We start from the raw sequence: 3,081 nt of genomic DNA, 5'->3' as shown, positions 1-3,081 counted from the left end.
AAATGCGCTTTTTAGGCGGCAAAATCTGCCCGCAAGTAAAATTTCATTCACGTTTAGCGCGGCTGCGAGGGCCGTTTTTTGCGGTACGAAGCCGATGAGCGCCGCAAGCTCTTTAAGGCTATATTCGCTTGCTTTTTTGCCGTTTATTTCGATGATCCCGCTTGCAGGCTTTAAAATTTGCAAGATATTTTTTAGCAAGGTGCTCTTGCCGCAGCCGTTAGGGCCCAAAATCCCGTAAAATTTGCCCCGTTCTAAATTCAGACATACGTCTTGCAGGATCGCCCGCTTGCCGTAGCTGAAGTTTAGCCCGCTTACTTTCATGCGTGCTTCCTAAACGCAAGGTATAGGAAAAACGGCGCGCCGAAAAACGAAGTCACCACGCCGATCGGAATTTCTACCGGCGAGAGGGCGTTTTTAGCGATTACGTCGCAAAAAACCAAAAAAACTCCGCCGGTAAGCGCGCTGGCGGGAATCAACACGGCGTTGCTCGCCGTATGAAGCGCCATGCGAAGCGTGTGCGGAATGATGAGCCCCACGAAGCCTATCATCCCCGTAAATGCGACCGAAAAGCCGATGATGAGCGAGGAGACGATGAGTAGGCTCTTTTTGGACTTCTCGACGTTGAGTCCGAGCGACTTCGCCTCCTCGTCGCCGTTTAAGATGATATTTAGCTCGTGGCGCTTTGCGTAAAAATACGCCATGCAAAACAGCAGCGGCGGCAGCAAAAGCGCGATCTTTTGCCAGTTTGCGCCGCCTAGATAGCCCATCATCCACGCCGTAATCCTAAAGCTATCCTCTCCGATTAGATAGACCGCGAAGGATGTAAATGCGCCCAAAAACGACGATACGGCGATGCCTACGATCAGCAGAGTAGAGATCGAGCGGGTATGGGCTGCGAGCTTAAAGATCACGAGCGAAAGCCCGCTGGCGGCCAAAAACGCGAAAATTCCGTAAAAAACGTCACTAAGCCCCAGTAGGTAGGCTATGACCGCGCCGAAAGTCGCTGCCGAGGCGATGCCGATGATGTAGGGATCTGCAAGCGGGTTTAAAAATACGCTTTGCACCACTACTCCCGAGCTCGCTAGCAGCGCGCCTATTAAAATTCCAAGTACGAGGCGCGGCAGGCGCATTTGCAGCAAGATGAGCTCCTTGGTTTCGTCTATCTCGCCGAAGGTGAAAAATTTTGCGATGTCGCCCAGCGAAATGCTCGCTCCGCCGCTACTTACGGCTACTAAAGCAAGCAATATGAAAGCTGCGATTAGAAAGAGATAAAATTTAAAACTCATAGCCCACCAAGCGAACTATACGCGCAGATTTCGTCGCGGCGGATATTTTTAAAATTTAAACGGTGCCAGGAATTTATGCGCGCGGAATTTATGAAATTCTCGCGGCTAGCGCAATTATTTTTGAAGCTTGCATAGCTTTTGATATCAGCGCGAAAAAGTACGTAGCCGCACACCTGATCCAGCATAAATTTCCTCCTAAAAGTATTCGCGATTTTTGTTAAGAAATTAAAATCGTTATCATAAGATTTTATCGCTTGGTTTCTTAAACCGCGATAAATTCCGTAACGGCAAGAGCTGTGAGGGCTAAATTTAGGGCGATTAAGTATTAAAATTTCGCGCGCCGCCAAGCCGCCTCTTTAAATTTGAAATTCAAAATTTATGCTGTAAATTTAACGCCGAAAGAGCTCTTTTTAATTTTGCAATTCAGCTTTAAATTATAAAAACGCCGATAAAATACGCACTAAATTTTATTTAACGAGTCCCGCTTTAAAGGCGCAAGCCGTTTTATTAAACGTCAAACTGCGCCAAAGCCGCTCGCTAAGCTTTAAGGAGTGAGCATGAAATTTTGGCAAAAGATCCTTTGGGCGGCGGTCGCCGTCATAGGGGCGTGGTGTTTCGGCGTACTTGCGCTAAATAAAGGCGAGAGCATCAGCGCCGTCTGGCTTGTAGTAGCTAGCGCGTGCATCTATCTGATCGGATACACTTTCTACGGGCGCTTTATCGCGTATCGCGTCTTTGAGCTGAACGATCGCCGCGCAACTCCTGCGGTGATCCGAAACGACGGACGAGATTACGTCCCTACGAACAAATACGTCCTTTTCGGCCACCATTTCGCCGCTATCGCAGGCGCTGGACCGCTCGTAGGCCCCGTGGTAGCCGCACAGATGGGCTATCTGCCCGGCACTATTTGGCTTTTGGTGGGCGTCGTGCTCGCAGGCGCGGTGCATGATTTCATCGTGCTCGTGCTATCCACGCGCCGCGGCGGCAAGAGCCTCGGCGAGATGATCAAAGATGAGATGGGCAAGCTCACCGGCGGCATCGCGATGATCGGGATTTTTTTCATCATGCTGATCATCGTAGCAATCTTGGCGATGGTCGTCGTAAAGGCGCTCGCGAACTCGCCGTGGGGGCTTTTTACGATCGCGATGACGATACCGATCGCCATATTTATGGGAGTTTATATGAGGTTCTTGCGCCCGGGCAAGGTCAGCGAGGCATCGATCATCGGCTTTGTTTTGCTGATGCTTGCGCTTTGGGGCGGGCATTACGTCTCGATCGATCCGTACTGGCACGACGTTTTTTCGCTAAAGGGCGAGACGCTCGCGCTTCTTACGATCGGCTACGGCTTTATCGCGGCGATTTTGCCCGTGTGGCTGCTGCTCGCGCCGCGCGATTATCTAAGCACCTTCCTTAAGCTCGGCGTCATCATCGGCATGGCGGTCGCGATAATCTTTGTCGCACCCGAGCTTAAAATGCCCGCTACGACGAAATTTATCGACGGCACGGGTCCCGTTTTTGCAGGCCCGATATTTCCATTTTTGTTTATCACGATCGCATGCGGCGCGATCTCGGGCTTTCACGCGCTGATCTCCAGCGGCACGACGCCGAAGATGGTCGAGCGCGAAACCCACACTCTTTTCATCGGCTACGGCTCGATGCTTATGGAGAGCCTTGTGGGCGTAATGGCGCTCGTAGCGGCGTGCATCCTAAGCCCGGGCGAATACTTCGCTATCAACTCGCCTGCTGCGGTGCTGGGCAAAGACGCGGTAAGCGCCGCGGCGTATATAAATTCCAT

Annotated in this window: 4 protein-coding genes; 1 reads left to right on the top strand and 3 read right to left on the bottom strand. The window is 51.3% G+C overall.

All coding sequences use genetic code 11. The features are described from left to right. The 3 genes from Q0340_RS06640 to Q0340_RS06630 form a co-directional block, all read right to left on the bottom strand. Positions 1–321, bottom strand: a 321-nt coding sequence (locus Q0340_RS06640; protein ID WP_298082654.1) for an ABC transporter ATP-binding protein, incomplete at its 3' end; no start/stop codon positions are given. Beyond that, positions 318–1,286 (bottom strand): iron ABC transporter permease, encoded by a 969-nt coding sequence (locus Q0340_RS06635; protein ID WP_298082653.1) that lies wholly within the window; start codon positions 1,284–1,286, stop codon positions 318–320. The genes Q0340_RS06640 and Q0340_RS06635, both read right to left, overlap by 4 nt. Continuing rightward, entirely contained in the window at positions 1,283–1,471 is a 189-nt protein-coding gene (locus Q0340_RS06630; RefSeq protein WP_298082652.1) for a hypothetical protein, read from the bottom strand. The genes Q0340_RS06635 and Q0340_RS06630 overlap by 4 nt, the downstream gene beginning before the upstream one ends. A gap of 372 nt (positions 1,472–1,843) precedes the next feature. On the opposite strand from Q0340_RS06630, the gene Q0340_RS06625 reads away from it, so the two are divergent. Next, on the top strand, positions 1,844–3,081 hold a 1,238-nt coding region (locus tag Q0340_RS06625), incomplete at its 3' end, for a carbon starvation CstA family protein (RefSeq protein WP_298082651.1).

This window comes from uncultured Campylobacter sp., from assembly GCF_938045595.1.
Lineage (GTDB): Bacteria > Campylobacterota > Campylobacteria > Campylobacterales > Campylobacteraceae > Campylobacter_B.
The sequence above is the reverse complement of the archived record's forward strand: the minus strand, read 5'-3'. Positions and strand labels throughout refer to the sequence as shown.

What these genes read in the sequence shown, in the direction of transcription:
- Q0340_RS06635 (WP_298082653.1), bottom strand. Translation starts at nt 1,286, where the DNA reads ATGAGTTTTAAATTTTATCTCTTTCTAATCGCAGCTTTCATATTGCTT.
- Q0340_RS06630 (WP_298082652.1), bottom strand. Translation starts at nt 1,471, where the DNA reads ATGCTGGATCAGGTGTGCGGCTACGTACTTTTTCGCGCTGATATCAAA.